This is a genomic window from Pseudomonas siliginis (assembly GCF_024072275.1).
GTDB classification, from domain to species: Bacteria; Pseudomonadota; Gammaproteobacteria; order Pseudomonadales; family Pseudomonadaceae; genus Aquipseudomonas; species Aquipseudomonas siliginis.
This window is the reverse complement of the sequence record NZ_CP099597.1, coordinates 1-24,831: the sequence shown is the minus strand read 5'-3', so window position 1 is coordinate 24,831 and position 24,831 is coordinate 1. Positions and strand designations below refer to the sequence as shown.

The following is a 24,831-nucleotide window of genomic DNA, read 5'->3' as shown; positions in this document are numbered from 1 at the left end:
AGGAAAACTACGATGATTATTACCCTGCAAGCTGTGAACCCCGAAACCGGCGACGCGGCCAGCTATCAGATGGGCGCCCGTAACTCAAGTGCCGCCCGCGAAGCGTTCCGCCATTTTCTGCGTGGTCGTGGCTGGACGGAGGCGCAAATCACTGCCGCGAAGATCGAGAACGCGCCGAACGGGCACGAGCTGGTCACCGGCCTCGCATAACGATCAATCTGTCCAAGTAAATCGCTGCACACCACCGGCCCTTGATTGGGCCTTTTGCAGTATCAGGACGTGGTTTCCCGTCTACGAATCGAAGGAATGTGCCCAATGAAAGTTCGCTCGATCTTTTTCAACGACCATATGGCCCGTGCCGTCTTGCAAGGGCGAAAAACCGTTGCCCGGTTTGCTGTGGAAGGTGCAGCCGCGAAGTGGTTGATCGATCAATCGCCGGAGTGGGTTGGAGAGCGCGCTAATGAGCTTTGTCCATTCGGTCAGCCGGGTGATCGGTTGGGGGTTCGGGAAAGCACCGAAGCCTACCTATCGCCCTGCGGGGCGGTGATTTTGTCGCGTTACACCGCAGACAAGGCGCCGGTGTTTTATTCGGGCTGTGAAGATCCAGAATTTAATGGGGCAGTGGCCCATTGGGACTATTCGAAAAATGTGCGCCCAGGATCACGCATGCAACAGTGGGCCCGACGCATCTTTCTCGAAGTCACTTCTGTCCGGATCGAGCGGTTGCAATCAATCAGCGACTATCAATGTGTCGCTGAGGGAATCCTTCCCGTGCCTAAAATCAACCCTGCAAACGAACATGAACGCCAGTTCTGGCGTGATTACCATCTGAGTGGCGATGGGTCGTCATGTGTACACACGGCACGGGACTCGTTCAAAACGCTATGGCGCCACAACAATGGCTGGTCGTTCCCAAAAGGCGCAAAGCTTGAGGCCAGTGCGGCTAATCGCTGGGATGCTAACCCTTGGGTGTGGGTTGTCGAATTCCGCCGCGTCGAAAGCGACCAGTTGGCCCACCGCCGCATCGCGGCCTAATTGTTCCGGGAAAACGTTGATGAGCCAACACATAATCTGCGTGCCGTGCGAGCAATCCGGTGGATTGGTTCGCATCCAGTTCGGTTGGGACAAGCCCATGTCGGAGTTCTATTTCGTGGTTTTCGTGGAGCCGCAAGTGGGTCATCAGCTCGATGAAGACGACGATACGGATGAGGACGAAATCGTCTATTCCAGCCTTGATGATCGACTTGCTGATGGGCAAAAGACTCTTACCTACTTCAAAGCAATTACCGCCCGGCTCGGTTGCGAAGTTCCCGATGCCTTGTGGCGAGCCGCGTACCAGGATCGAGAGTTCAACGTCGTTAACAAGGTTTGCCACTACTCACCGACCGGGGAACCGGTCGAGCCGTTTTGAGAAGGAAAACAACCCGTATGAGCATCGAGAAGACCGAGCAAGAGCCGACCGCCGCGAACGCGCCGCATCGTCTGATCTGCCAGCATGTTTGCCGCTGGACGAAAACCTATGCCATGCCCTGCCACGTCCTAAAGGCTTTGCCAGACGGTCGGCTCAAGGTACTGGTATTCGGTGATCGCTACTGGAAGGGCCGCGAGCATGTCCAGCGCGTGCGCTATGTCGAAGCTGGCCGCGTTGTTGCGGCAGAATAAGGGAAAACCGACCATGAGAAAGACCATCACCCGACCAATCGCCAGTCACGCTAGTTACCACTTCCAAGTATAGGAACAGTCATGACGAATCGATTTCTGCCAAAAACTTTTGCCGGTGGGATTATCACCGGAGTAGCAGTTCTGGTCTTGCTGTGCATGTATCGGTCAGAAGTTTTTATGTCTGAAAACAAGCCGTTGAGTGAAGCGTTCTCTATTGCGTACTCGGGACCAGCTTTTAAAGTCTTACGCTTGAGTTGCAGGTTAGTTCGCGGGTTGGGTAACGAAAATGAGTATTGGAGCATTACCTTCAACCAAGGTGATATCTCGGTAGACCAGGAAGGAGGTCGTGTTGAGAATCCTTGCCTTGTTTATGCAGGGGAAAAGCCAGCCTTTGTCATCAAGAGAAAGTCTAGTTATCCCGGATACGTCGTTTTCACAACCGGCGAGGAAAAGGAAGGAACATACTCGCCTGAGCTCGTAACGAAACTGCTAGCCGCGGTGGCGGCTGGGAATGCCGAAGTTCAACGGCAAAAACAAATAAAGTCGAGTTGGGATGCCGCTCGCTGAATAGGTAAGCAAAAAATCTATGAAATTTTGGACTATCTGCTGTCTTGCAGTCGCTATGGGGATCTTTATCGGTTTCGTAGTGTTAGCGCCAAGCGCTCGCCAGCACGGAAAGGATCAAGCGACGTTGGTAATCGAAGCCTCAGCCTGTGGTGACATTTCTGGTGTTGTTTCGAGTGGCTGGGAAGTGCGTTGTTCCGAACGAGCGGCCAAGCCCTAAAATTGATCAAGGAAACGTCCCCTGTCTACACTGGTAAAACTGCAGACAGGAGCCGGGCATGAGCAAGCGCAAACAACCGGTCGCGGATCCGTGGCCGGAACAGATCCTACCCAAGCTGGTCACCTTGGCCAGCGTCCCCCCAGCCGGCGATTGGCATTACGAAATCAAGTTTGACGGCTATCGCTTTACCGCGCGGATCCGCGAGCACGTCACCCTGTTTACTCGCAACGGCCACGACTGGACGAACCGCCTGCCCCGGATAGCGAAGGAGCTGGCCCAGCTTGGCCTGACCTCGGGTTGGCTGGACGGCGAAGTGGTTGCCCAGGACGAGGACGGTCGACCGATCTTCCATCCCCTGCAAGGCGCGTTCAGTTCGGGGCAAACCGATGACCTGGTGCTGTTCGTTTTCGATCTGCTGTATATGGCCGGACGGGACCTGCGCGGCGAACCTATCGAGCGCCGCCGGGCCTTGCTGCAGTCAGTGATCGAGCGCACGCCATTGGAGCATGTACGTTTTTCCGAAGCCTTTGCCGTGGATCCGCGTGACCTGTTGGCCAACGTCTGCGCGATGGGCATGGAAGGCGTAGTCGGTAAGCGCGCCGGGAGTCGCTACGTCTCCGAGCGCGACGGGGAATGGATCAAGCTCAAATGCCACAACCGTCAGGAGTTTGTCATCGTCGGCTACACGCGCGCGGCCGGTGGCATTGGCTCATTGCTGATCGCCCTGCACGACGAGGCGGACGAGCTGGTCTACGCCGGCCGGGTGCAGTCCGGTTTGAGTGATCGAAAGTTGGTCGGGTTGCGCGCGCGCCTGGGCGATCTGCAGCGAGACACCAGCGCGCTGGCCCGAGTGCCGGCATTGCGCAAGGGGTTGGACGTGGTGTGGCTGGATCCGCAGCTGTTGTGTGAGGTGAAGTATGCGGAAATCACCCCGTCCGGCCGGGTGCGCCATGGTGTGTTTGAGGGGATGCGTGACGACAAGCCCGCCACCGGCATCGGCCGTGAAGGTTGAACAAGGTCAAGCGACGTCCTGCCGTTCGGCCTTGATCTGCCGCCACAATTCTTGCTCGATCAACTCGGCATAGTCCTCGGCAATTTGCGCGCAGGCGTTGCGGCCGGCGTCGATGGCTTGGCCATGTTCGTCGTAGATCCGCGCGGACACGATCCGGAACACCAGCTCGCGATCCCCGTAGGCATCCCAGTCGCTGGACGTGGCCCAGGGATCGGGCGGCACGTCGACCAGTTCGATGATGTCGCATTCCAGCTCGTACTGATCGATGTTCACTGTATAGGTCATTTGCGCGCCTCCCGTGATGACCTGGTGCGCCTGCTTTTTGGAACCTGTGGGTTGACAGAGGTGCAGGCCGGATGGCCGAAACGTTCAGGGCTGGCAGGTCACGACGACCAATGGCAGTGACAGGGTGATCGCCGGCGGCGGCGGAAAAGCGGCGGACAGGTTCGCGGCGATTTGACTGGTGCCCAGCAGAGCACCGCAGAGCGTTGACAAGGACAGCAGCAGGATCTGCACACAGCGCATGGGAGGGTGACTCAGTCCGTGGAGGGATACCCATTTGAATGTCACGACGGCGGCAAAACCACTTGGGGTTTTTCCAATCACCGGCCAACTAGACCGGGGAAAAAACACAAATAAAGCAACAGTTGTGTTGCCGCAGCAACATATGTGTTGCTATAATGGATCTACCGAAACGGCAAGGACTAAAGCAATGAAGTGCAGCGAGTTTCGGCGGTGGTTGTTGGCCCAAGGCGTGGAGTTCAAGAGCGCTAAAGGCAGTCACTTCAAGGTCTACTTGAATGGCAAGTCAACTATCTTTGCGGATCACGGCAGCAAGGAAATGCACGAAGGATTACGCAAAACCATTATCAAACAGCTGGGCCTCAAGGATTGAGGCTTGGCTGTACCAAGAGGCGAGACACCATGTATCAATACCCGCTAGAAGTGCATCGTGAACCGACCGGCGTATGGCTGTCATGCCCGGACATTCCGGAAATGAACGCGGCCGGCGATACCTTGGCAGATGCGTTCGCCGAAGCCTTGAACGGCATGGAATCGGCTTTGTCGCTGTACGTCGAGCAGCGGCGCAAAATCCCCGCAGCCTCGGCGCCGAGCGATCCGGCCCTGGTGCTGCATTTGCCAGCGCTGACCGTGGCCAAAATTATGCTGTGGAATGCCATGCTCGAGGAAGACGTGAGCCGCGCCGAACTGGCCCGGCGCCTGGGCTGTTCGCGCCAGGTGGTCGATCGCCTGGTCGACTTTATCCATGCTTCCAAGATCGAGCAGGTCGAGCGCGCGTTAGGTCTGTTGGGACGTCGTCTGTCCCTGGTGCTGGAAGCAGCGTAAGGACGTCAAGGATGGCCGTCATGAGTGATTCCGATCTGTCTGATTGGCATTGGAATGATCTACCGCCGCTGACCGATGCCCAGGTGCGGGCCGGTGCATTGCCTGGCGAAAGCTGGAAAGCCGCCCGCGAGCGCCTGGAGGCTGAGCAGTACCATAGTAAGCGGCCAGCGCGACGTGTGGACGACTCACGGCCCGATTACTTGCGACCACTTCCAGCCCTGCCGTGCAAGTTGCTGACCGCTCAACGCTTTGCCGAGCGACAAGCAGAGTGGCAGGCTGATCGCGAGCTGACTCCGCGCGAGCGCTTCAATCGTCGCAACCCGGACCAGTATTGGCCGACCTACGCCGAGCTGGTGGGCCAGTTGCCGACCAGTGAACTGGATTGGGTGCCCTGCGCCGCAAAATTGCCGAACTGGCGCGACACGGCCCTGCGCTATTGGGTTCACACGGCCAATGACCAGCGGCTGACGATCTGTCGCTATGAAGGGGTGGGTATGTGGTCGCGGGTCAGCGATGGTTCGTTACTCAGCGGTGCCCGGCACTGGCGGATCGCCCTCGACGATGGCCCGGCGACACGCATTGCCACTCGCGAGGAATGCTATGCACTCGCCCGGTTGAGTCGCCTGCACAAGCTTCCCCCGTTTGAAGACGCGTACGACGATGTTTGGCCGTGGCATATCCATATGGCGCGCCGTAAACCCTGAAAAGGAATTCTGACGATGACCGCATCAACCCAAGAACCGCGTTTCCCCTTGGCCCTCACCCAGCGTCAGCTGCAGGCACTGACGGGCTATCTGGACACCGTGTCGACCAGTGAAGCCGATCCGGACGCCGAGGTATTCGCCTTGATCGACCAGGTGCGTCAGGTGCGCAAGCTGGCCGCGACCGGTGCGCCGATCCAGATCGAGCAAAACCACACCGCGCGGCTGGCCAGCACAGCCACCGGGCCGTCGGATCCGCTGACGCTGACCCTTAATGCCGAGGCGGTTGCCGCCCTGGCGCATTATTGGAAAGCGCTGGACGCCGTCCCGTTGGTGGATGACGAAACAGTCTCGGAAACCGAGAAGGCCAAGCTGTACCAGGCCAGCGAGCACGCCGCCATCGAGCTGGGCGCGTTGGTCGCGGGCTTGGCGCCGGTGCACCTCTACAAGTCGAGCTGAAAGGAGCCGCCATGCGCTTGCAACCGATTACCAACGTTGCCGAATACCGCGCCGTCCTCGATGTCGTCGTGAAGGCCGAAGCCGAAGGTAACAGCGTACTGGCCCGGCCACTGCGCGCGCTGGTCGACGCGTCCCCGTTCGACGGCTGCCGCTGTAACGGCCGGTCGACGCGACCACTGGAGCCGGCCTGCCCGATCTGTGCCGGCGAAGGGTTCGTGCCGGCGAGCGAATGACCCCATACCCCCAACGGAAGGAACACCCATGCGCACTACTGCAGATCTGAAATTTTCCTACGCCGTGATCGGCCGGCCGCAAAGCGCGGAGCCAAGCCAGCAGTACACCGGTGTCGACGTGTCGATTGACGAGCATCAGCGCGGCCGCGAAACCCAGCTGATCATCACCCTGCATGAACCGCTTGAAGGGTTGGCCGACTTCAACCAGGTGTGGGTCACCGTCAACGGCGTGGTGCGTGAAGGGCAGGGCCGGTACGACGCCGAGCGTCGCTGCCTTGTCGTCAACTTGTACCAACATCAATAACCAGAGGAATCCCCCCATGAGCAATACCGTTTCCCTCACTGTTCACCCAGGCCAGCAGGCCCTGGTCTTGTCCACGGACGGCGTGCTGGCCCTGCAGCGTTGGGAGCGTCTTCGCGACCGCGCGAATGGCATGACCGAAGGCGGTGCCGAGTTCGCGGCGGCGTGCTTGCTGGCCAAGGACGCGGCCAGTGACCTGGCGTTGCTTGTCCGCGCGGCCGTCGACGTGGCCAACCAATAACCGAAAGGAACCTCCGCCATGTCCATGATCGACATTGATGACATCAAGCACGGCCTGTTGCCGGTGCAGCAAGCCGAAGCCCGGTATAAACAGGCCAGCGCTGCCAGCGCTGCCGGCAGTGAAGCCGGGGCGGACATGGCACCGCTGTTTGCAGCCGTGGAGCAGGCGCGCACGGCCTATCTGGATGCGTGCGTCCGCTTGCACGGCTACGTACAGGGCGCGGTGAACATCGCCGAGGGCCGTCGCGCCGATCAGGACGAGTGATGCCGCGTGCTGAAAGAAAACCCCCACCGGATCCGGTGGGGGACCGAGGTCACCAGTGATGAATCACGTTGGCCACGGTGAACACACCGACGACGATGGCCACCATCAAACTGAGGAACGGGAACAGGGGACTGTAGGGTTTAACCTGGTCGGCCCAGTTGAGGGTCAGAATTTGGAAGGACAGAAAGAGGAACGAGAGATAGTCGAACATGGAAGGTTTTTCGAAGGTACTGACTATTTACACGTCCTCGATGTCGACCTGACCATTAAAACCCGGAAATCCGGAAAAAAATCCAAACCCGGTACCCGGCGAAAAATCGGCCGCGCGGATCTGCGCAGCGGGGAGGGTGCCACCGGGGAGTGCCCGGTGCCTTTAGATAAATGGGTAAAGCAACGACGCCGACAATGTCAGCAGAAAAATCCCAGACGCCAGAAGTCCATACCGCTTCTGCTCAATGATGTCTTTTTTTGCTTTCCAAATGGAGCATGCCACCGCTATGCAACCGGCAATGGACGCTAGCCATCCAGCAGGCGTCCTAGCGATCGCAGAGATCACGATAATGAACGGATGCTGGCTATCAGTAACGATCGCCCAGTAAGGCATCCGGCCCGTGCCTAAAACGAATCCCACAAACGTACACAGCGCCCCGAACATCACCAGTCCGATCATACACATGCCAATGAACTGGTAACGAGAGGCCGCAACGGCGTTCACCGCCACCACCTGGCTTGTGTGCGAAACCGCCTCAGAGAGCGTTCCCAGGGCTTTACGGCTTTCGGCCTCAGAAACCTCCGCTGCCGTTCTCCTGATGTCCTCCATGATGTGTTTGGAGTGCGTGGATATCATCGCAGGATACTTGGAGAAAAGAGTATCGTAGGACTGGAGCGCCATCAGTATCAGCCACAGTGAATCATTGTCCCTGATATTGAGCGCATTCTTCGCACGATAGAGTTCTTGGATCTCCTTTTCCGATGGTTGCCGACCGAGCAACTGGGCGAAGGCTGATTCCAAATCACCCATCAATGAAGCCTCCGAGTATTGCCCTGGATTCGTTTCTCCACCGTGTCAGCTCCGCGCGGTTTCCGATCGGCAATTCCTTCATTGCCGTGCTGATCGACATCCGCCGACTGTAAAGGTCATCGCTGACCCGGTCTGCGAGATCAGGAAAGGTGATTGATTTGCCTCCAGCAGCTTCAACCGCCTCTCGCAGATTCGAACTATTGTAGAGCTCGAATTTGCCCTCATCGCCAAAGTAGCTGTTCCGTACAACGTTTACTGACGAGTTTGGAATTGCCTCCATATAGTCCTTCAGAAGCTCCAAGCTGTCTCTCTGACGATTGATAACCCAGAACGTTACAAGCTTCCTGTTGAGCTCCTCAATAGTCGAGTTCAATGTGCCGCCATAGGAGCTCACGCCTTTGTTGTTTCGTGCTGCTGTGTTGATGATGATCACAGCATCCCGATTCTGGTCACAAAGGTTGACCAGATCGATCCATCCATTCGCCACATCCAGATCAACCAGATGCGTTTGGATTTCATCCTTATGCGCCTTCCAAACATCCGGATTAGACGTGTCTGATTCGATCAGGATAATCTTCTTGCCGTGATGCAAAGCGGTGTCGATAAGAGCAATCACTAGCATGCTTTTGCCGACGCCGCCTTTGCTCCCACCGACTACATAAATCGATTCGTAAGGTTGTGTTTGTTTAGATGGCATCACTGTCCCCTCTTGGACTGAATTGACCGCTCGGTGTAACTGGAGAAGTCTTCACATCGGTTGTGTTTATGCTACCAGCATCGGTAGGACTATTCTGCCCGCCGTCGGTGTTCACTTTTGCACCAGATGGTGCCTTAGATTCGTGCTTTCCAGATGCCTTTTCTTTGTCCTCATGTGCTGTATTTCGCGGAGTTACTTTGGAACGCTTTTTCCGTGCCCCCGAATTCCTCCCGCCGGACGCTCTCGCTCGCGTGATATAGCTTTTGAGCGTTGACGCTTTCAGCTCGAGGCCATTCTTCGTAAGTATCTCCGCAATCATTTCAATCGTGTATCCGCGCTCTTGCAGATCCGCAATCTCGGAAGCCAGTAATTTAACTGCATCCGGCTTGGTTACTTCACGCTCCTTGTTTTCCACCGGAGGTAAGTCTTTCAAGCTTTTTTGCAGGTTTTCGATCGCTTCGATCGTAATCTTCATTTCGTCACCTGGCTTGCATGCTTTTCCGCATTTTAGCTTTTGCCGTTGCTGCGTCAACAAGTGCGCTATATAGTTTGAGTGTAGAGCTTTTAAAGATTGGGACAAGGTAGGGTTTGTACTCCCGCCAAAAATGGCGATCCTACAACCGGCGGCGCTCCAGTCGTTCCACTCCCTCTGCTCTGCCTACCTCCCCTGCTCAGGGCAAGCCCCGAGACCCCAAAACCTAGTAGGACTGCAATATGAGTGACAGTGAGCAGCGTCGACGCACAGGGCGGTTACCACCCGTGCGCTGCTTTGAGGAAGAAGAAAAAATCGTGCGAGCAAAAGCGCACGACTGCTCCATGAGCATCGGCCAGTTCATGCTCAGCGCTGCGCTCGGCCGAAAAACCATGAGTAAGACCGATCAGCACATCGTGAATGAGCTTCGCAAGCTGGGGGGGTTGCAGAAGCATTTGTTCAAGGAGGGAGGGGGACTTCTGTCAAAGGAATACTCGTCCGTGCTTGTCGAGATCCAGGCGGCGATCAAACGGATTGAAGAAAAGCCATGATCGCTAAAGTCCCAGAAAAACGTGCGGACGGTGACTCATCCTTTTTGGATCTGGTTGAGTACATGACCAATCGTGACGAAGATCAGGAAAACTACGAATATGAGCTCAATACTAGCGAGCGAAGAAGACACCTCGACATTCTTAAAAACGTTGGAATCAATCTCGCATCAGCAGATGATCATCTGCGCGCAGCTGGACGAGTTGATCACCTTGATGGAGCAACCCTCCGAGTCCGTCTTGGAAGTGCTCGAAGGGCTGCTCGCGCCGATGGAGCAGAACATGAACAATCTGTCAGAGGCTCTGACGGTTCAACTGAAGGTGAACTGAATGTCACTCAACTTAAGAGAAGTCTTGCCCGCATTTACGCAAATCTTAGATCAGCAGGTCGCTATCTCGGACAGACTCCAGAAGCTGATAGAGACTTTCAAGAGCGAGCCCGAGCCCGTCGAGCCAGCATTGCGAGCGCTACTCCTTCCGCTCAACGACGGCATCGACGTGATGCAGGAAACGTTGACCCCGCACAAGGACTAGATTCTCTCGAGCTCACGCTCGGACCGCAGCAGTTGGTGACGCCGTCAGGTGTGGCCTGTGAACACAACTGCTTGTCACTCATCACTGCCAGCGCCGAAATGGAAGCGGTAGCCGCACAGAATCCCCGCGTCGGTGATCCGGTTTATCACGTCGTCGTGTCCTGGGCGCCGGGTGAAAATCCAACTGACACACAAGCATTTGAGTGTGCTCGGTACGCGCTCAAAGCTGTGGGCATGGAGGATCACCAGTACGTGTTCGCTGTCCATCGCGACACAGATAATGCTCACGTGCACATCGCCGTGAATCGGGTGAATCCTGAGACGTTCAAAGCCGTATACCCGGAGCGCGATTACTACAAGCTTGATCGCGCCATGCGCGAGCTCGAAATCGCCCACGGCTGGCAAGAAGTTGAAGGTGTGTTCTCAATCTTTGAGCGCAATGGAAAAAAGGTCGTCGACTGGACGAGCTCGTCGCCTGACACAAAGGGCAAACGTCCGAGCAAAGCGTCCGACATGGAGCGCTTCGACGGTGTGGAGAGTTTTTTCACCTATGTCCGCAACGAGCCGAGAAAAGCGATCGCCGCATTGCTCAAGCGTGAAACTCTGACCTGGCAAGCCATCCATCACCAACTGGCGAAGCACAACATCGAATTGCGCGAAAAGGGCCAGGGGTTTGCGATCTATGACCTAGCGTCCGACACGACCACGCCTGTCAAGGCAAGTGATCTACACGAGGGGCTCTCCAAAGCCCGCCTCGTAAAACGTTTGGGTGCGTTCGAACTGCCTCGCTCAATCGATGTTGTGCCGTCGGCGATCTACGACAAACACCGGCCTTTGAAGCGTGATCCAAAACAGCGTGAGGAGCGCCGGCTCGAGCGAGCTACCGGTCGACGCGCTCTACGTGAGCAATACCAGAAATACAAAAAAAGCTTCGTATATCGACGACTCGACCCTGCTGCTGTGAAAGCCAGGTTCGCGGCTATCGCAGACGAGGCGAGAGATCGTCGCGCGCAAGTGAAAAACTCCAAGGGATCTGCCGCCGTGAAGAAAGCGATGTACAGCGTCATCGCCTTCGAAACACTGCGCGAGCGCGAGCGGTTGAAGGTTCAGCTGCAGCGGGAGCGAGAAGAGTTGCGTGCAGATCCTGCTAACCGATCTTTGACTTTCAGGCAGTGGGTCGAGAATGAAGCGGCCGCCGGTGTTCCGGCTGCAATCAGTCAGGTACGTGGTTGGGCATACTCCGAAAAACGTATGGCCAACACCCTGGAGCGTAGCGCCGGTGACGATTTGAAGGACGGCATTCGATACGACACAGTTGCCGATCCGGTTGCGATTTCGACAGCAGAAGGACTGACGTTCAAAGTCCGGCGAAGCGGCAGTGTTCACTATGAGACTCAGCAAGGCGTCGAGTTGTTCGTTGACCTTGGCAGGGTGATCCACATGAGCGATGTTTCTGCCCGGAATCATCAGGCAGTGCTGGCCGCCCTACGCCACGCAACAGAAAAGTTCGGTTCTACATTCGAGCTTACCGGATCGCCGGAATTCAAACATTCAACCGTTGCATTGATGACACGATACAAAATGAACGTAACGCTCAAGAATCCTGACCTTGAACAGCTTCGCAAGGCTATGGAAGCCGAAATAAAGGCTTCTGAGCGAAAAGGTGGCAGCAGAGGTACGCGGCCAGCCTAAAACTGCGTTTGCGTGAGCGCATTCCGTATAGTACCCTTAATACAAAATTTGGGGGTCATTATGGATTTGTGCCGCGTCTCCGTCAGTGTTCTTCTCCTGGCAGTCGGCTTAACAGGCTGTGCAACAAAGTCGAACACTGCCGATGTTCAAACCGAGATCGATCGCTTGATCCTTGATTCAGCCCGGACAATCCAGGCGGCTCAAGCTGATCTGTACCAGGCGGGCGCGCTCAATAAGCCGGTTCCCCCAACACCCGCTCGAATCTTCAGCGGGCAGCAACCCCTGTCATTCACATGGAAAGGGGACGCTTTCGTCCTTCTTCAAACGCTCGCTCAGGACAGAGGATTCACTTTCTCTGCTGTGGGCCTGCGATTGCCGTTGCCGCTGAATATGGATGTGAAGGAAGTGCCGTTCGATACGGTGCTCACCCAGATCAGCGCACAAATTGGCTACCGCGCATCAATCGACAGAGGCACTTCCAGTCTCGTTCTCCGTTACAGCCGGCCTGCGCCCTAATCGGAGAACCTGATGAATCGCATCGCAATCGCTGTACTCATCGCCCAAGCCACTTGCTTCAGCTCCGGCGTTTTCGCCGCAGGCAGTATGACGAGTGATCCACGCCTTGAAAGTGCCGGTACCGGACTTTCGCTCGACGACCTGATGAATCCGACATCTCAAGCCAGTACCGGCGTTAACAGCTTGCGTGCGCAACTTCTGGCAGATGGCGGACGTACCGTTGGCTTTCGCGGCGGACTGGCTGCGCGAGCGCAGGATTTGATAACAGCGCTCCGCCTGCGCGAGCGCGCGCTCGACGTACAGTACGAGTTCGGGTCCCTTATCAGTCCGAGCGGGGTACTCCCTCCCGTCATTGTCGAGTCACGTGACGTCGCGTCCTTCTCCCCGGATCAGATCCGAACCGCGAACCGCGTGTTCAAGAAAGAACGCCCGGAACGCTTCGTCAGTGTTCCTCCCACTTGGCGTGATTACTTGCTGGTCGGCCTTCCAACGCAGGCAAATGTCGATTTGCCTGTCATGGAGGCCCGCCCCGTTGACTCGGCCGAGATGAAAGTCTGGCAGGAAGCTGTGAAACAAGGCTGGCAGGAAGGCGCTGACCAGGCGATGGCGATCCTGGAAGCGAACTTCAACCGGCTCACGCGCGATTACAAAGGCATGGTGCTGTACTCGACCCTGCTTCAGCAGGAACTGGTCACCCAAAGCCAAGTCAGCGAGTCTCAGCAGACTGTCACAGGGGACGGCGGTCAGTTGACCCTGGGCGACAAACTGCGTCGACTGGTAGGTAAAGCAGAATTCCAAGTGGACGCTTCAAAGTGGCGTCCAACAATCAAAGTCGGTCCGGTTCCTGCTCCGCCACCGGAAGCGGTGCCTGTGACTACGGCTGCCGTCAGCACGCCGGCGCCGGCGGCTCCAAAAATCGTAGTGGCAAACGAACCACAAAAAAGCGGTGCTGCATCTACAGCTGTTCCTGCACCGTCTGCTTCCGCGCCGCTGCAACCAAAACCCGCACAAGGCTCCTTCAAGGTGGTCACTGTCTCGAAGCCAGTAGCTGAAGCGACTCAATCGGCCGCACCTGCAGGCAAGCCAGTCGCAGCAACTGCACCAGTGGCAACTGCAGCAATTCCTGAACTGCAAGCGGGTTACGTGCCTTTGCCGCCGAAGCCGGTTACGACAGCACCTGCACCTGCACCTGCACCTGCACCTGCACCTGCACCTGCGCCGGTCTCCGCTCCAGCGAAACCCGTGGCACCCCCTGCACCTATAAAGCCAATCACTTCGACTTGGGAGGCAAAGGACGGCTCGACACTGCGCAAGACATTGGAGCAGTGGGCTGCTAAAGCCGGCTGGACTGTGGAGTGGGAGCCTGAGGATCTCAATTACGAACTGCCGCATTTGAGCATCGATGGCACGTTCGAAGACGCGGTGATCAAGCTCTTCTCGTACTTCCAGAACGCCGAACGACCACTTGTTCCGAAGGGCTCTCGGCTGCAGAAACACATCCGTATCACGGAAAAAACCAAATAGAGGAAGTCTGCATGAACTTCAAAAAAACAGGCAGGCTGACTGTCGCTATTCTCGCTCTCTCGGTGGCCTCTGGCTGCGAAGTCATGCGGGTGCATCAAACTGCAGAACGTGTTGACGAGCAAACAGCGGAAGCATCGAACCTCGTCGCGTCGATGCGCGATCCGAAGGTGCAAGGGCGTGTAACACCAAAAGACGCGTTCCAGGATGAGCCCCTCATCAACCTGAAACCGCTGCCTGTAGTCGCCGGCCTGCCTGAAAGCAAGGACTGCGAAATCACGTATACGCTCGACAGCGACATCACCACCCTCGCGCGATCCGCGACGAGAACCTGCGGGATCCCTGTGCGAGTGACGTCGGATGTCATGGACGGCGGCGCTCGTCAATCTCAAGGTCAAAACGGTTCGGCCCCGGCCGCACCTATGCCAGCAAACGACCTGTCAGGTCTGTTTCCCGGTGGGGCAGTCGCGCGCGGTACGGGCGCCGGCTATGGCGCTTCGAGTGTTCGTGATACTCAACTGCATGGGATCAACTACAGAGGTCCCCTCTCTGGCCTGCTGGACACGGCGACTTCGCAGCTCGGGCTGTCCTGGAAGTACAACCCGAAAGATCGAAGCATCACGATCTTTTACCTGGATACTCGGACCTACAATTTTTATGTGTTCGCCTCGAGCACTGATATGCAGTCGACTGTGCAATCGGGTACGACCGCGTCGGCCGGAACCGGGGGGAGCGGAAGCGGTTCGGGTTCTGGGGGCACCTCGGGCATCTCCGGTTACTCCGGCAGCAGCCAAGCGACCACATTGAGCCTGAAGACGTCAATTTCGGACGACGTTGAGCGCAGCGTCAAGACCATGCTCAGCGGTGTCGGACGCATGTCCTATTCCCGCTCGACCGGCACGATTACCGTTACCGACAGACCGGATGTCCTCGACCAGGTCGAAACCTATGTCGCGGCCGAGAACGCAAACCTGTCGAAGCAAGTTTTGCTCAACATCAAGGTTTACTCCGTCACACTGAACGACCAGGACTCGGCCGGCATCGACTGGAACCTCGTCTATAAAGCCGCCAATGGCAACTGGAACTTCAGCATGAAGAATACCTTCCAGGATGCCCTCAGCAACACAGTCAACGGCCAGATCGGCATTCTGGATGGTTCATTCGCCGGATCCAGCGCAATCATCAAGGCTCTGTCCCAACAGGGTCGCGTTTCGGTGATCACTTCCCCGTCGGTGCTTACGCTGAATCTGCATCCTGTGCCTGTACAAGTTGCCCGTCAGACAGGGTTCCTGGCCTCGGTTCAAACCACCAGTACGGCGCAAGTCGGTTCAACTACTTCCTTGACCCCGGGCACCGTAACGTCCGGCTTCAACATGAGCCTGCTGCCCCAGGTTCAACTCGATAACACGATTAATCTCGAATTCTTCATGAACATCAGCTCGCTCATTCGACTGCGTGCAGAGTCCAGCGGCGAAAGTCGCATTCAGGTGCCCGAGATCGACAACCGGATCTTCAACCAGACCGTGGGTCTTCAGTCCGGTGAAACTCTCGTGCTGTCCGGCTTCGATCAAACCTCGGAGCAAGGAACGAAGGCCGGCACCGGCGCAAGCTGGAACTTCCTGTTAGGCGGCGGTGCAACTCGCACCACCACCCGCGATGTGATCGTAGTGATGATCACTCCAATTGTGAAAGTGAAGGGCTGACCCATGGCAGGCATAGGTCAAGTACGCGACGTGGAGCCGCGGCGCCCCACGGTAACGACGACCACCATCAACGGCTTGAAGTTTGTGTCTGGCCTGTTCTGGCAGGCTCTTCACAGCCCTCGTCACTACATGAAGGAAGCCAAGGACATTGGCAAGCGCGATGGCCTGGAGATGGTGGCCATCCGTGACACTGTCGAGGTCAAACAAGCTGGCTTCGTCGTAAAAACCGACGGCGTGACCAAAGGGATGTACAGCCTCGCGGCGGCATTGGCCGGACAGTTGGGTGACACCTGGATCGGCGCTTTCAAGCTGCCTGACGGTCGGTACGCTATCGTCGCGGTAGTCGGCGGCTCGGTACTACCCGGTTCCGACAAAATTGGCGACTTCGACACCATCAGCAAGTTGCTGAAGAAGCTTTTCAGTCGAGGAACCGAGTTCAAGGAGGTTTACGCACCACCTGAAATGGGCTTTGGCGGGGAAGACCTCGACATTGAAACTCTCCTGAAGCCAAGCAACCTCAATAAGGCCTACACCCTCAAGCCGCTGACCTTTGGACTGACAAAAAAGGAATGGTACGCGCTCGGCGTGGCTGGAGTAGCGCTTTTAGCATTGGCTATTGGCGGTTGGCAGTGGCACCTAAAGCTCGACCGTGAGGAAAAAGCGGCCGCGCTTGAGGCTGCTCGAATTGAGGCGCAGCGCCTGGCAGAACTCAACGCTAAGACCCGCGCGGAACAAGTCGCGCCGGCGCTCAAACATCAATGGGCCCAACAAGCATCGCTCCACGATTTCGTAACCGCCTGTTTGAGCGTAGCCAACTCCAAACCACTGTCGATTTCTGGGTGGCCTGCAGGGACCGCTACCTGCTCGAACGACCAGTACGCGGTCTCGTACAAACGGACAGGCACTGCAACGGTGAACCAGTTCATCGTAGCTGCGCGTGCGTGGTTTGAGCTGGTCCCTGCCTTTACGAGCGGTGGAGATACAGCACTGCTCAATCAATCTCTCGCAATGACCCTTGCTGGTGACGAAGAGCTTGGCGACCTCGACAGCACGCTCGCTGGATTCACCAGTCACTTCCAGCAGGTAAAGATCAAGCCAACCTTGGTCGAAATTCCCTACAAAGCTCCTCCGCAGCCGGCGGCGTTGCCGGGGTCGGCTGCAAGCGATTTGCCTCCGCCGCCTTTGCCTGACTGGACTGAGTTTTCATTCTCGATCGAGTCGGAAATTCCTCCGGAAATTCTGATCCAGGGAATGTCCAGTCGCGGGATCCGCATAACTGAAATCGTCATTGAAGTAAAAGAGTCCGCTCGAATGAGCTGGACCATCAAAGGTGCGCTCTATGCGAAAAAATAAGCGTTTCACAGCCTCGATCTTCGTGCCGCTCCTGCTGGTTGGTTCGACCCACGCAGCGGACTTGCCCGCTGGCTACGTTCCGACATTCGGGGATCTGTCCGCGTTACAGGCGCAACAGATGTACTACGAGTTGAAGGCCAAGCGCGACGAAGCTCAAGCCCAAGCGGACAAAAACGGCCGAACCATCGGCGATGGCGGCAGCATCACTTCCACGTCGATCGATATCGCGAGCCCGATCCCCGAGCTACGCGGTGTAGTGGGTCGAGACTTGAACCTCTTCGGCTCATTTGTCTACAGCACAGGCAGCAAGGTAGACGCCCGAGCTGGCGACATCTTGCCGGGTAATTATCGAGTGTCGTCGGTCGGCTTTGGCAAAGCCTCTCTTATCGACACAAAGGGAAAAACCATACAGCTCATTCAACAGACCCAGGGAGCCCCCGTGCTACAGCAACAACAGCAGCCCGTGACTCTGCCAGGCGCCTTCCCGCCAGTTAATGCGCCAGTGATGCGGTAGGAGTCAGCATGTCAAGTCTACAGGCAGTCAGTATCGGTTCCATCGCGCTACTCCAGCGCAAACCTTTGAGCGCTCAGGGCGAACTGTGGGAGGCAGATCCTGAGCTGCGCAAAATGGTTTGTCTCACGGCCGACCTGAAACTTTATGTATCCAGCTCGCATATGAACAATGTGTTCGTGCTCGGCTACATGGAGAGACTCGACTATAACGACGTTGAATACACCGTACACAAAGTTCGGGTTGAGGAAGTTGAACGGTTTTACCAAGGCACAAGCACTGATGCATCGAGTTCTAGCCATAAACTGGCTAATGGGCAAGGAACCAGTGACTTCCAACGGATGGTTATTCAGACCATAGCCAAGGCAACGGAGTTGGAGGCCAGCGATGTGCATTTGATGCTTGAGGAGTCTGCACTTGAGATCAAGTATCGAGTACATGGCGACCTGGAGCACGCAGGGCAGTTGCACCGTACCGAAGGTGGACTGTTCCTCAGTACCATTTATCAATCCATGTGCGAAGCTTCGGAGGAGTTTTTTAAACCGCATCTGAGCCAAGATGGCCGGCTTAAAAAAGAATTCGTAGGTCAGTGCGGCCTATTCGGCGCGCGAGTTGCTACCCGGCCAATGATGTATGGGCCACTTATGGTTCTTCGGCTGCTTTACGACAATGGCCAACAGCGAAAGATGGAGGAGCTTGGCTATTTGCCAGAGCAAATCGCGATCATCCGACGTTTCATACAATCCAAAAAAGGGATCATCGTTGTTTCGGGCGTAACTGGATCTGGTAAGTCGGTGAGTCTTCAAGTGTTCCTGCAAGAACTGCTCGAGCACTTCGAACGAAAGATTCATCTTCTAACGGTTGAAGATCCACCCGAGTATCGCATTGATGGCGCAAATCAGACAGAACTCGGCCAAGCCGATTGGCCCAGCTCCATCAAAAACGCAGTTCGTCTAGACCCGGATGTTTTGATGGTGGGGGAGATGCGCGATTACGAATCAGCTAAAGCAGCGTTTCAAGGCGCGCTGACTGGCCACGGTTTGTGGACCACACTGCACACACCTGACGCCATATCAAGTATCCAGCGTTTGCTGGATCTCGGTGTTGATCCAACCCTGGTTCTAGATCCTTCGTTGGTAAAGGGTTTCATCAATCAATCGCTCACACGAGTTTTATGTCCTGCTTGCAAAATCCAGTATTACGAGGGGAAGCATGCCCTGAAAGAAGATCTGTGCCAGAGGGTAGAGACATTTTGTACTCCGGCAACAGTTTTTGTACGCGGTCCTGGGTGCGAAAAGTGCCATGGGAAGGGTGTGTCCGGACGTACTGTAATCGCAGAAGTGCTGCCACCCGATCTGGATTTCATGCGCGTTTTCGCTAAAAGCAAAGCCGAGGCCAAAGTTCATTGGGTGAAAAACATGAATGGTATCACTAAGAACGCTCATGCCATCAGGCAATTAAATGCTGGTCTTGTGGATCCTTACATGGTCGAAGGCGACGTCGGTCCTCTTGATGAGGACTTTGTAACACTAGGCGGAGCTATAAAACAATGATAAAACGAGTCATCTCCACATTAGACGAAATGCTGACCGCAGCGCGCTTTAGCGCGGAAATGCGGGTTGACTTCTACCGCTCGGTTGCATTGTTATTAGACAATAACGTGCTTTTGAATGACCTTCTGCTCGAACTCTACAATTCATACAGTGACGATGGAAAAAAGCCGAATGAGCCTTTAGCGATCATTGCATTAGAATGTTACCAAGCGACTTCAAACGGAAATAAATTAAGTTACGCATTGGCACGCTGGGCTCCGCATCAAGAAGTGACTTTGATTGCAGCTGGTGAACAATCTGGTGCATTAGTGAAAGCGCTAAAAGACGCGACGAAAATTATCGGTTTTAAACAGCGCATCAAGTCTGCAGTCATGCGAGCGACCCTTTATCCTTCGTTCACTTACGCACTTGCGGGTGTATTGTTGTGGGTGATTTCGACACTACTGGTGCCGAAGCTTTCAAAGCTCTCAAATCCCGATACGTGGGAGGGCGCTGGTTATGCGCTAAGCCTGATATCTAGCGCCGTCACAAATGGCGGCGCATATATGGTTATTGGGATTCTTTTACTCTTGGTCGCTATATTTTATAGCTTGCCCAAGTTGAAAGGTGAGCTACGTATCGTTTTAGATCGAATGCCGATCTATACAACCTATCGGGTACTTCATGGTGCGACGTTTCTGCTAAATGTCTCGGTTATGGTCCGAGCTGGCATTCAACTGCACGATGCGCTGTTGCTTCTTCATAAAGACGCTCCCCCCTGGCTTGCGGAGCGTATCGGCGCCGCAATTATGGGTACACGACAAGGCGGTAACTTAGGCGTGGCACTTCATAGAGCTGGCCATAATTTCCCCGATAAACGCGCTGTTCAGTATTTGAAGATTTTGGCTTCTCGGCAGGGCTTTGATGAGGCCATCGGGAACTTCGCAGAGGACTGGCTGGAGCAATCGATCACACGCGTTGAGAAGTCGGCGTCATTTTCGATTGTTGTCAGTGGTGCTTTTGTAGCGGGAATCATGGCGTTAGTGCTGTTGGGTACTTTCGATATGCAAGACGCGATCGACAGGTCGCTTAGTTCCAAAGTTCATTAAGTCAAACGGAGATAAACACATGAAAATCAATAATCATAACCGGCTTCACAAACAGTCGGGTACGAGCAACATGGAAATGTTGTTTTACTTCATTATTGCCGCTTTGGTGCTTGTAGGAGCGGTAGCACTTGGCATGAAGTTATTCGGTAAACAAACTAACAGTAGTGAACAGGCTGGCATCACGAACCTCATTATCAATACACGCGCGCTCAAAGGTAGTCAAGGCTACGGTCCAGCCGGTACTGACCTTACTTCTCAGTTGATAGTTACTGAGGGTATTCCCGATACATTTACTGTCACCGGAGGGGTGATTTATAACGCTTGGGGTGGTGTAGTGAGTCCTGTCTCAACCGGGCCTGCATTCACACTCACCACGCGAGCCGTTCCACCTTCGTCCTGTGTCGCTCTCTCTACCGCTATCGGCCGCACCAGGGCATATACAACGAAAATAAACTCCGGCACTGCAACCACTGGTGAAGTGACCTCTGGCGTCGCATCCGCTTCTTGTGATAGTGACTCTAACACCGTCGCGTGGACTGTCAGTCAGTGAGCTTGATCGCCCTAGCAACGTTCGCCGATTTGCATATCGGCGACACGTTTTGCGAAGTGAAGGGCCTGGACGGGGCGCATGCGTCCCGTGTTCCAGCACCCGTTGATTGGCAGGAAGAGATCGATGAACTCCGGCACTTGTGCAAAGAAGGAGCTCAGGCGCACGGACCAGAATTTTCCATTCCACGCGGAGAAACGCTGCTGCGGGTTACGAAAGTCGTCGACATCAAACAGGAGGACGTTTTTTTTATACGAAAGTCAGATGCCCGGATTCGTGATATCGATGATTTAAGCTTGGCTGACTACGTAGTGGATACTTGGAGAAACCCAAGATTGCGGGGACTCGTGCTTATTGCGGGTGAAATGGGTAATGGGAAAACTTCGACGGCCGCTTCATTTATCGTTGATCGACTCACTGATGGCGGGCTTTGCATAGCGATCGAGGATCCCCCCGAGGCTAACTTGAATGGCGTTCATGGTCAGGGCCGCTGTGTTCAGGTACATGCATCGAGAAAAACAGGCGGCTATCCGGAGCACATTTATCACTCTATGCGGACAGGAGCGGATCTGATCTTTATCGGCGAAATCCGTGATCAGGACACTGCATTCGAAGCCATAAACGCGTCGATAAACGGCCACTTGATTCTCGCTACTATTCACGCGGGTAATTGCGCTCAGGCAGTCGAGCGAATTATCACTTATGCGTCCGGAAAGATGGAAAACGCTGCCGATGTACTCGCAACTGGTTTAAGCATGATTGTTTGGCAGTCTTTGAATCAAACTCATCAAGGTGGACGCGTGATCACCAGGATGGTGTTCCAGCCGTTGGTTCTGACTCGCGAAGATGGATTAGGGATCAAGGAAAAAATTCGACAGGGTAAGGTTCAGCAAATTATGCAGGATGTCGCACGGCAACAAAGTTCCGATGTCTGGAGTTAGAAAACGTCGTTATGGAGGTCAGTATGAAGCAGATTCAAACATTAAATAAACAAAGTGGTTTCACGCTGATTGAGACGTTGTTTATCTTGATACTGGCCTCTATCGCTACGGGTGTGGCGACAGCTCAGTACAACAAGTATTTGGACAATATCACAAATAAGCAAGTGGCCGATCATGCCGAGTTAGTGGCTGACGCCGCCGGCAAATACTTGAAGGATTACTACTCCGTGATTGCCACGACCGCCGGTCCAAGCTCTCCTGCGGTGATCACCGTTCCGATGCTAAAGAGTACTGGTTACCTTGACGCCGGAATCAGCAACCGAAATTCTTTTGGTCAGGATTATTCTGTATTGGTAATCCAGCCGGTGCCTAATCAGTTGCAAGCACTCGTTGTGACAACGGGGGGGCAAGCCATTGCAGAGCTGGATGGTCGACGGATCGCTCAGAACATGGGCGCAAAGGGTGGTTTCATCTCGAAAACGAACACTGCTGTGGCGACTGGCAGTTACGGCGGCTGGGAAATGCCCCTGGCACAGTATTCCATCGCTCCGGGTGCCGGGCATATCGCCACGGCGCTGTTCCTGAAAGACGGTGCGGTAGTGAACGATTACCTCTACCGCAACGCAGTGCCAGGGCATCCTGAGCTCAACCGTATGAACACCGCGATCGACATGAACGGCAAAAACATCAACAACGCCGCGACTGTCGCCGCAACAGCAGTTACGACCAATACGATGACAGCCAGCGGTAACATCACTGCCGCAAACGCAACGATCGCGGGCGAAACTACTACCGGTGGCTGGTTTCGCACAACGGGCGATACCGGTTTGTACAACCAGAAATGGAACGGCGGCTGGTACATGAGTGATCCATCCTGGGTCAGATCGTACGCTGACAAGGGCATTTACACTGGCGGCGAAGTACTCGCCGGCAAGGTGACGTCTGCTGGTCGAACCCAGGTCGGAGAGTATCTCCAGATGAACGGTGTTGCCGCGCTGTGGACCGGATGCTCGCCTAACGGGCTCGTGAGCCGCGACGCTAATGGAAGGCCGCTGTCTTGCCAATCCGGCTACTGGCAGACCGTTGGCAAAAATCGAGTGATGAGTTTGAGTCCCTTCGGTGGTGGCATCACTTCTTTTGTGACGGGGCAACCGTACTCCATGGATCTGGGCTGGCATAACGAGTGTGTTTTGACACGATTTGGTGATGCGCAGGGCGAGCCTGCTCGAATGTCCCTGGGCCAGGTGACTCCTATCAGCGGTCCTGACCTATTTGGCCGTTATCAGTGGCTAATCGAGCTCACTGCTCCAGTTGGCAGTTCTGTAGCCGCAACCTGCTATTCGGATATCTGAGGTGGGGAGTCGTCAATCAATTTGGGCACCCTGCCAAATTCCGATTGGTTAACGGTGCTCCTGCTATACAATCAGCGGCATAAAGCGAAACCTTTTGAAACGACCGGTGGCACTGGTAGAGCGCTTGATCAGCACACGGCAAGGGGACAGCTCTCACCATCTGGTGAAGCGCTCTACCAGTACCACCCCGTTCATTTGTTTTTTGACACCCTAGCGACTCAACGGTTTAACTCTCATGATCGATAATAAAAAACGCTTTGGTCACATTGACAGTTTGCGAGCCATTGCGGCGCTCTTGGTCGTTTGGTTACACACCTCGGAAATCTTCGTCCATATTGCAAAGCCATCAGCGCAGGATGCTCTTTATCGTGTTGCCGATTTCTTTGATTTTGGCCGAATTGGTGTTGTCATTTTTTTCGCCATAAGCGGTTTTCTGATTCCCTCCAGCCTTTATGGCAACGGGATATCAGCGGTTCGCAGTTTTACAATTAAACGATTTTTCAGAATGTACCCTATGTATTGGGTTTCCATTCCTCTCGGATTGATAACTTCCTGGTACATCTGGGACAAGCCGCTAGCTGCAACGTCCATTCTCTGGAACTTCACCATGGTGCAGGAAGCCGCTGGCCATCCAAGCATCCAAGGCCTCTACTGGACACTACAAACCGAGCTCGTCTTTTATGCTGCCTGCGTCGTGCTGTTTCTTCTCAATGGATTGAAATCCGTTTTTGTACTGGGCAGTATGGCTCTATTATTCACCGTCGCTCATCTCGGACCTCCTGTCCTCGCTGTGGTTGGAGTGCACGTTCCCTCCATTACGATACCTTCACTGGCGACAATGTCGCTTAATCTCGGTGTAATGTTCTGGGGAGCGGTTTTCCGCCAAGTTGTAGATGAAGGTAGATATCTTACGGTCGCCAAAACCATCGTTTATGGTTATGTGGTCGCTTGGGTATGCCTGGTGTCCTATGCGATAAAAATGATCAGCATAAACCCGGCCTACTGGAAGCTCTGCGGTCCATACGCAGTCGGAGTTATAGTCTTCACAGGTGCTGTACTCTGGGGAAAAATGCGGCCCGCAATTCTTGTGTGGCTTGGCACTGTGAGCTATTCCATATATCTGCTTCACCCGGTTGTTATGTATTCGATTTCAAGAATTGTGCAAGTTTCAGATATTGAATGGATAAAGGGATGGACGACAGGAAGCTATATGGCTCTTACTGTACTTCTGACAGTGTTAGTGTCTGCGGTTACTTATCGATGCATCGAGCGTCCGTCAATTAAAATTGGCGCTGCGTTATCAAAAGCGAACGTAAAAAAGCCAATTGCAGTAGTTGATGTCAATTAAGTATCTGGCGAGGGTTGATGTTTCTTCAATCCTCGCTGGCATCCATCTTCTTTTCTATTAGTCCAGCTAATTGACTGAGTGATACCTTCAGCACCCCGCATAGCCGGCAAATAGTATCTAAGGTCGGTGATCGCTTACCGCGTTCGAGCAAACTGATAAACGAGCGGTCCATCTCTGCTTCAAATCCCAACTTTTCTTGAGACAAGCCCATCTCCTTGCGTTTTTCAGCAAGTACCGTTCCGAACGCGGCATTGTGGTTGCGTATCTCAGGTTGACCTTTCAATTTACCGGCTCACGAAAATAGGCCGGGATTGTCAGGTTGCTGACTATTGTCGTCAGCGGACTATTGTCCGCAGGTTTTTTCATGAGCGCACTGACGGGAGTGTTTCACGTAGTTTACAGGTGTGGCCGTATGCCACTACCTTTGTGGT

The 24,831-nt window shown here is 54.9% G+C and carries 33 protein-coding genes; 27 read left to right on the top strand and 6 right to left on the bottom strand.

Annotated features, from left to right (window positions below; genetic code table 11):
• Positions 1–12: 12 nt before the first annotated feature.
• From NF676_RS00165 to ligD, 6 genes are all read left to right on the top strand, one after another.
• On the top strand, positions 13–210 hold the full coding sequence (locus NF676_RS00165; protein ID WP_252886149.1) for a hypothetical protein: 198 nt from the start codon (positions 13–15) through the stop codon (positions 208–210).
• A gap of 105 nt (positions 211–315) precedes the next feature.
• The gene (locus tag NF676_RS00160; protein ID WP_252886148.1) at positions 316–1,035 is read left to right on the top strand and encodes a hypothetical protein; all 720 of its coding nucleotides are present in this window, start codon (positions 316–318) and stop codon (positions 1,033–1,035) included.
• A gap of 19 nt (positions 1,036–1,054) precedes the next feature.
• Positions 1,055–1,411 (top strand): hypothetical protein, encoded by a 357-nt coding sequence (locus NF676_RS00155; protein WP_252886147.1) that lies wholly within the window; start codon positions 1,055–1,057, stop codon positions 1,409–1,411.
• 17 nt (positions 1,412–1,428) lie between these two features.
• Positions 1,429–1,662 carry a hypothetical protein gene (locus NF676_RS00150; RefSeq protein WP_252886146.1) on the top strand — a complete coding sequence of 78 codons (234 nt, stop codon included), beginning with the start codon at positions 1,429–1,431 and terminating at the stop codon, positions 1,660–1,662.
• A gap of 81 nt (positions 1,663–1,743) precedes the next feature.
• Positions 1,744–2,229 (top strand): hypothetical protein, encoded by a 486-nt coding sequence (locus tag NF676_RS00145; RefSeq protein ID WP_252886145.1) that lies wholly within the window; start codon positions 1,744–1,746, stop codon positions 2,227–2,229.
• Between the two features lie 275 nt (positions 2,230–2,504).
• The gene (ligD, locus tag NF676_RS00140; protein WP_252886144.1) at positions 2,505–3,458 is read left to right on the top strand and encodes a non-homologous end-joining DNA ligase; all 954 of its coding nucleotides are present in this window, start codon (positions 2,505–2,507) and stop codon (positions 3,456–3,458) included.
• A 6-nt stretch (positions 3,459–3,464) separates the two neighbouring features.
• Here ligD and NF676_RS00135 read toward each other — a convergent pair whose 3' ends face one another.
• Positions 3,465–3,743, bottom strand: coding sequence for a hypothetical protein (locus NF676_RS00135; RefSeq protein WP_252886143.1), 279 nt, complete (start codon positions 3,741–3,743; stop codon positions 3,465–3,467).
• 427 nt (positions 3,744–4,170) lie between these two features.
• On the opposite strand from NF676_RS00135, the gene NF676_RS00130 reads away from it, so the two are divergent.
• From NF676_RS00130 to NF676_RS00095, 8 genes are read left to right on the top strand one after another with little or no spacing between them, the layout of a single operon-like run.
• Positions 4,171–4,353, top strand: coding sequence for a type II toxin-antitoxin system HicA family toxin (locus NF676_RS00130; RefSeq protein WP_016359316.1), 183 nt, complete (start codon positions 4,171–4,173; stop codon positions 4,351–4,353).
• Between the two features lie 29 nt (positions 4,354–4,382).
• Positions 4,383–4,805 carry a type II toxin-antitoxin system HicB family antitoxin gene (locus tag NF676_RS00125; protein ID WP_252886142.1) on the top strand — a complete coding sequence of 141 codons (423 nt, stop codon included), beginning with the start codon at positions 4,383–4,385 and terminating at the stop codon, positions 4,803–4,805.
• A gap of 20 nt (positions 4,806–4,825) precedes the next feature.
• Entirely contained in the window at positions 4,826–5,509 is a 684-nt protein-coding gene (locus NF676_RS00120; RefSeq protein WP_252886141.1) for a hypothetical protein, read from the top strand.
• A 15-nt stretch (positions 5,510–5,524) separates the two neighbouring features.
• A complete protein-coding gene (locus NF676_RS00115) occupies positions 5,525–5,965 on the top strand; it encodes a hypothetical protein (protein WP_252886140.1) in 441 nt (146 codons plus the stop codon).
• A gap of 11 nt (positions 5,966–5,976) precedes the next feature.
• Positions 5,977–6,198 carry a hypothetical protein gene (locus NF676_RS00110; RefSeq protein ID WP_252886139.1) on the top strand — a complete coding sequence of 74 codons (222 nt, stop codon included), beginning with the start codon at positions 5,977–5,979 and terminating at the stop codon, positions 6,196–6,198.
• A gap of 28 nt (positions 6,199–6,226) precedes the next feature.
• On the top strand, positions 6,227–6,502 hold the full coding sequence (locus NF676_RS00105; RefSeq protein ID WP_252886138.1) for a hypothetical protein: 276 nt from the start codon (positions 6,227–6,229) through the stop codon (positions 6,500–6,502).
• 16 nt (positions 6,503–6,518) lie between these two features.
• On the top strand, positions 6,519–6,740 hold the full coding sequence (locus tag NF676_RS00100) for a hypothetical protein (RefSeq protein ID WP_252886137.1): 222 nt from the start codon (positions 6,519–6,521) through the stop codon (positions 6,738–6,740).
• Between the two features lie 18 nt (positions 6,741–6,758).
• Entirely contained in the window at positions 6,759–7,004 is a 246-nt protein-coding gene (locus tag NF676_RS00095; protein WP_252886136.1) for a hypothetical protein, read from the top strand.
• 49 nt (positions 7,005–7,053) lie between these two features.
• Here NF676_RS00095 and NF676_RS00090 read toward each other — a convergent pair whose 3' ends face one another.
• From NF676_RS00090 to NF676_RS00075, 4 genes are all read right to left on the bottom strand, one after another.
• Positions 7,054–7,215, bottom strand: coding sequence for a hypothetical protein (locus NF676_RS00090; protein ID WP_252886135.1), 162 nt, complete (start codon positions 7,213–7,215; stop codon positions 7,054–7,056).
• Between the two features lie 162 nt (positions 7,216–7,377).
• The gene (locus NF676_RS00085; RefSeq protein WP_252886134.1) at positions 7,378–8,025 is read right to left on the bottom strand and encodes a hypothetical protein; all 648 of its coding nucleotides are present in this window, start codon (positions 8,023–8,025) and stop codon (positions 7,378–7,380) included.
• The gene (locus NF676_RS00080; protein ID WP_252886133.1) at positions 8,018–8,722 is read right to left on the bottom strand and encodes a nucleotide-binding protein; all 705 of its coding nucleotides are present in this window, start codon (positions 8,720–8,722) and stop codon (positions 8,018–8,020) included. The genes NF676_RS00085 and NF676_RS00080 overlap by 8 nt, the downstream gene beginning before the upstream one ends.
• Positions 8,712–9,197: a hypothetical protein gene (locus tag NF676_RS00075; protein ID WP_252886132.1), complete on the bottom strand. Its 486-nt coding sequence runs from the start codon at positions 9,195–9,197 to the stop codon at positions 8,712–8,714. Before NF676_RS00075 ends, NF676_RS00080 begins: the two co-directional genes overlap by 11 nt.
• Positions 9,198–9,436: 239 nt before the next feature.
• Between NF676_RS00075 and mobA the strand changes: the two genes are divergently transcribed.
• The 13 genes from mobA to NF676_RS00010 all read left to right on the top strand — a co-directional run bounded on the left by mobA (position 9,437) and on the right by NF676_RS00010 (position 24,400).
• Positions 9,437–9,745 carry a plasmid mobilization protein MobA gene (mobA, locus tag NF676_RS00070; RefSeq protein ID WP_252886131.1) on the top strand — a complete coding sequence of 103 codons (309 nt, stop codon included), beginning with the start codon at positions 9,437–9,439 and terminating at the stop codon, positions 9,743–9,745.
• Positions 9,742–11,967, top strand: a complete 2,226-nt coding sequence (traI, locus tag NF676_RS00065) for a TraI/MobA(P) family conjugative relaxase (RefSeq protein WP_252886130.1) — start codon at positions 9,742–9,744, stop codon at positions 11,965–11,967. The genes mobA and traI overlap by 4 nt, the downstream gene beginning before the upstream one ends.
• Positions 11,968–12,027: 60 nt before the next feature.
• On the top strand, positions 12,028–12,483 hold the full coding sequence (locus tag NF676_RS00060) for a DotD/TraH family lipoprotein (protein ID WP_252886129.1): 456 nt from the start codon (positions 12,028–12,030) through the stop codon (positions 12,481–12,483).
• A gap of 12 nt (positions 12,484–12,495) precedes the next feature.
• Positions 12,496–14,007, top strand: coding sequence for a type IV secretory system conjugative DNA transfer family protein (locus NF676_RS00055; RefSeq protein ID WP_252886128.1), 1,512 nt, complete (start codon positions 12,496–12,498; stop codon positions 14,005–14,007).
• An 11-nt stretch (positions 14,008–14,018) separates the two neighbouring features.
• Positions 14,019–15,707, top strand: a complete 1,689-nt coding sequence (gene pilN / locus NF676_RS00050) for a PilN family type IVB pilus formation outer membrane protein (RefSeq protein WP_252886127.1) — start codon at positions 14,019–14,021, stop codon at positions 15,705–15,707.
• 3 nt (positions 15,708–15,710) lie between these two features.
• Positions 15,711–17,060 (top strand): type 4b pilus protein PilO2, encoded by a 1,350-nt coding sequence (gene pilO2 / locus NF676_RS00045; RefSeq protein ID WP_252886126.1) that lies wholly within the window; start codon positions 15,711–15,713, stop codon positions 17,058–17,060.
• The gene (gene pilP, locus NF676_RS00040) at positions 17,047–17,574 is read left to right on the top strand and encodes a type IV pilus biogenesis protein PilP (RefSeq protein ID WP_252886125.1); all 528 of its coding nucleotides are present in this window, start codon (positions 17,047–17,049) and stop codon (positions 17,572–17,574) included. Before pilO2 ends, pilP begins: the two co-directional genes overlap by 14 nt.
• A gap of 8 nt (positions 17,575–17,582) precedes the next feature.
• Positions 17,583–19,124, top strand: a complete 1,542-nt coding sequence (locus NF676_RS00035; RefSeq protein WP_252886124.1) for a GspE/PulE family protein — start codon at positions 17,583–17,585, stop codon at positions 19,122–19,124.
• Positions 19,121–20,212: a type II secretion system F family protein gene (locus NF676_RS00030; protein WP_252886123.1), complete on the top strand. Its 1,092-nt coding sequence runs from the start codon at positions 19,121–19,123 to the stop codon at positions 20,210–20,212. The genes NF676_RS00035 and NF676_RS00030 overlap by 4 nt, the downstream gene beginning before the upstream one ends.
• A 19-nt stretch (positions 20,213–20,231) precedes the next feature.
• Positions 20,232–20,762 (top strand): type 4 pilus major pilin, encoded by a 531-nt coding sequence (locus tag NF676_RS00025; protein ID WP_252886122.1) that lies wholly within the window; start codon positions 20,232–20,234, stop codon positions 20,760–20,762.
• Positions 20,759–21,700, top strand: a complete 942-nt coding sequence (locus NF676_RS00020; protein WP_252886121.1) for an ATPase, T2SS/T4P/T4SS family — start codon at positions 20,759–20,761, stop codon at positions 21,698–21,700. Before NF676_RS00025 ends, NF676_RS00020 begins: the two co-directional genes overlap by 4 nt.
• Before the next feature lie 23 nt (positions 21,701–21,723).
• Positions 21,724–23,052, top strand: coding sequence for a shufflon system plasmid conjugative transfer pilus tip adhesin PilV (gene pilV / locus NF676_RS00015; RefSeq protein ID WP_252886120.1), 1,329 nt, complete (start codon positions 21,724–21,726; stop codon positions 23,050–23,052).
• Between the two features lie 235 nt (positions 23,053–23,287).
• Positions 23,288–24,400: an acyltransferase family protein gene (locus NF676_RS00010; protein WP_252886119.1), complete on the top strand. Its 1,113-nt coding sequence runs from the start codon at positions 23,288–23,290 to the stop codon at positions 24,398–24,400.
• A 25-nt stretch (positions 24,401–24,425) separates the two neighbouring features.
• On the opposite strand, the gene NF676_RS00005 is transcribed toward NF676_RS00010, so the two are convergent.
• The gene (locus NF676_RS00005; protein WP_252886118.1) at positions 24,426–24,683 is read right to left on the bottom strand and encodes a helix-turn-helix domain-containing protein; all 258 of its coding nucleotides are present in this window, start codon (positions 24,681–24,683) and stop codon (positions 24,426–24,428) included.
• Between the last annotated feature and the right edge of the window lie 148 nt (positions 24,684–24,831).

Bases quoted from the DNA above. Each gene is read 5' to 3' on its own strand.
- NF676_RS00025 (WP_252886122.1), top strand. From the start codon at position 20,232: ATGAAAATCAATAATCATAACCGGCTTCACAAACAGTCGGGTACGAGC.
- pilN (WP_252886127.1), top strand. From the start codon at position 14,019: ATGAACTTCAAAAAAACAGGCAGGCTGACTGTCGCTATTCTCGCTCTC.
- NF676_RS00080 (WP_252886133.1), bottom strand. From the start codon at position 8,722: ATGCCATCTAAACAAACACAACCTTACGAATCGATTTATGTAGTCGGT.
- NF676_RS00105 (WP_252886138.1), top strand. From the start codon at position 6,227: ATGCGCACTACTGCAGATCTGAAATTTTCCTACGCCGTGATCGGCCGG.
- NF676_RS00155 (WP_252886147.1), top strand. From the start codon at position 1,055: ATGAGCCAACACATAATCTGCGTGCCGTGCGAGCAATCCGGTGGATTG.
- NF676_RS00085 (WP_252886134.1), bottom strand. From the start codon at position 8,025: ATGGGTGATTTGGAATCAGCCTTCGCCCAGTTGCTCGGTCGGCAACCA.
- pilV (WP_252886120.1), top strand. From the start codon at position 21,724: ATGAAGCAGATTCAAACATTAAATAAACAAAGTGGTTTCACGCTGATT.
- NF676_RS00100 (WP_252886137.1), top strand. From the start codon at position 6,519: ATGAGCAATACCGTTTCCCTCACTGTTCACCCAGGCCAGCAGGCCCTG.
- NF676_RS00060 (WP_252886129.1), top strand. From the start codon at position 12,028: ATGGATTTGTGCCGCGTCTCCGTCAGTGTTCTTCTCCTGGCAGTCGGC.
- NF676_RS00030 (WP_252886123.1), top strand. From the start codon at position 19,121: ATGATAAAACGAGTCATCTCCACATTAGACGAAATGCTGACCGCAGCG.
- NF676_RS00165 (WP_252886149.1), top strand. From the start codon at position 13: ATGATTATTACCCTGCAAGCTGTGAACCCCGAAACCGGCGACGCGGCC.
- NF676_RS00010 (WP_252886119.1), top strand. From the start codon at position 23,288: ATGATCGATAATAAAAAACGCTTTGGTCACATTGACAGTTTGCGAGCC.
- NF676_RS00110 (WP_252886139.1), top strand. From the start codon at position 5,977: ATGCGCTTGCAACCGATTACCAACGTTGCCGAATACCGCGCCGTCCTC.
- NF676_RS00135 (WP_252886143.1), bottom strand. From the start codon at position 3,743: ATGACCTATACAGTGAACATCGATCAGTACGAGCTGGAATGCGACATC.
- NF676_RS00150 (WP_252886146.1), top strand. From the start codon at position 1,429: ATGAGCATCGAGAAGACCGAGCAAGAGCCGACCGCCGCGAACGCGCCG.
- NF676_RS00130 (WP_016359316.1), top strand. From the start codon at position 4,171: ATGAAGTGCAGCGAGTTTCGGCGGTGGTTGTTGGCCCAAGGCGTGGAG.
- NF676_RS00075 (WP_252886132.1), bottom strand. From the start codon at position 9,197: ATGAAGATTACGATCGAAGCGATCGAAAACCTGCAAAAAAGCTTGAAA.
- NF676_RS00055 (WP_252886128.1), top strand. From the start codon at position 12,496: ATGAATCGCATCGCAATCGCTGTACTCATCGCCCAAGCCACTTGCTTC.
- NF676_RS00035 (WP_252886124.1), top strand. From the start codon at position 17,583: ATGTCAAGTCTACAGGCAGTCAGTATCGGTTCCATCGCGCTACTCCAG.
- ligD (WP_252886144.1), top strand. From the start codon at position 2,505: ATGAGCAAGCGCAAACAACCGGTCGCGGATCCGTGGCCGGAACAGATC.
- NF676_RS00120 (WP_252886141.1), top strand. From the start codon at position 4,826: ATGAGTGATTCCGATCTGTCTGATTGGCATTGGAATGATCTACCGCCG.
- NF676_RS00095 (WP_252886136.1), top strand. From the start codon at position 6,759: ATGTCCATGATCGACATTGATGACATCAAGCACGGCCTGTTGCCGGTG.
- NF676_RS00125 (WP_252886142.1), top strand. From the start codon at position 4,383: ATGTATCAATACCCGCTAGAAGTGCATCGTGAACCGACCGGCGTATGG.
- NF676_RS00090 (WP_252886135.1), bottom strand. From the start codon at position 7,215: ATGTTCGACTATCTCTCGTTCCTCTTTCTGTCCTTCCAAATTCTGACC.
- pilP (WP_252886125.1), top strand. From the start codon at position 17,047: ATGCGAAAAAATAAGCGTTTCACAGCCTCGATCTTCGTGCCGCTCCTG.
- NF676_RS00115 (WP_252886140.1), top strand. From the start codon at position 5,525: ATGACCGCATCAACCCAAGAACCGCGTTTCCCCTTGGCCCTCACCCAG.
- traI (WP_252886130.1), top strand. From the start codon at position 9,742: ATGATCGCTAAAGTCCCAGAAAAACGTGCGGACGGTGACTCATCCTTT.
- pilO2 (WP_252886126.1), top strand. From the start codon at position 15,711: ATGGCAGGCATAGGTCAAGTACGCGACGTGGAGCCGCGGCGCCCCACG.
- NF676_RS00145 (WP_252886145.1), top strand. From the start codon at position 1,744: ATGACGAATCGATTTCTGCCAAAAACTTTTGCCGGTGGGATTATCACC.
- mobA (WP_252886131.1), top strand. From the start codon at position 9,437: ATGAGTGACAGTGAGCAGCGTCGACGCACAGGGCGGTTACCACCCGTG.
- NF676_RS00160 (WP_252886148.1), top strand. From the start codon at position 316: ATGAAAGTTCGCTCGATCTTTTTCAACGACCATATGGCCCGTGCCGTC.